Origin of the sequence: Mesorhizobium sp. M4A.F.Ca.ET.050.02.1.1 (assembly GCF_003997725.1) — a bacterium.
In the GTDB taxonomy this organism is placed as follows: domain Bacteria; phylum Pseudomonadota; class Alphaproteobacteria; order Rhizobiales; family Rhizobiaceae; genus Mesorhizobium.
Map to the genome: position 1 here is coordinate 1 of NZ_RZSG01001369.1, position 699 is coordinate 699.

A 699-nucleotide genomic window follows, 5' to 3' on the forward strand; every position below is an offset into this window, starting at 1 on the left:
GCGGAAGAGAAGGCCGTAGGCGAGCGCCTTGTTCTGATAAGCGATGGCGGCAATGGGTTCCGGCAGCGTGAAGACGACGTGGAAGTACCGCGTGTCGAGAAGCTCGGCGCGACGATCCTCCAGCCATTGTGCCCGGGCCAGTGATTGGCAGCGGGGACAATGCCTGTCGCGGCAACTGTTGAAGGCGATGCGCCGGTGGCCGCATTGATCGCATGCTTCGACGTGCCCGCCGAGCGCGGCGGTCCGGCACAGTTCGATCGCCGTCATGACGCGATGCTGGGCGGTCGACAGCGACGCATCATGCTGAGCGCGGTAGGCGTCGCCATAGCGGCGGAAGATGTCCGCCACTTCCGGCCCCGAGCGGGCCATCGGCGAGAGCTCAGAAGTGTTGCGGCTTGGCGGCCGGCGGCAAGGTGGGCGCCGGACGCGGCAAGAGCTCGAAGGGACTCGACGTGGCGCAGACCTTGTTGGTGGCAATCCGCAGGTAATGGGCGGTGGTCGTGAGGCTCCTGTGACCGAGCAGCAGTTGAATGGTGCGCACGTCGGCGCCGGCCTCCAACAAATGGACGGCAAAGGCGTGCCGTAGGCTGTGCGGCGTGACCGGCTTGGACAAGCCGGAGAGGTCGTGCGCTTTCGCACACGCATGTCGCACCGCATCCCTGGTGATCGGCTCGCCGGCGCGGTCGCCGGGGAAGAGCC

At 67.0% G+C, this 699-nt stretch carries 2 protein-coding genes; both read right to left on the reverse strand.

What is annotated here, in order from left to right; genetic code table 11:
- Positions 1 to 369: transposase zinc-binding domain-containing protein (locus EOA33_RS37560; RefSeq protein ID WP_190234532.1), on the reverse strand; the 369-nt coding region annotated here is incomplete at its 3' end.
- 10 nt (positions 370 to 379) lie between these two features.
- On the reverse strand, positions 380 to 699 hold a 320-nt coding region (locus EOA33_RS37565; protein ID WP_145989597.1), incomplete at its 5' end, for a tyrosine-type recombinase/integrase.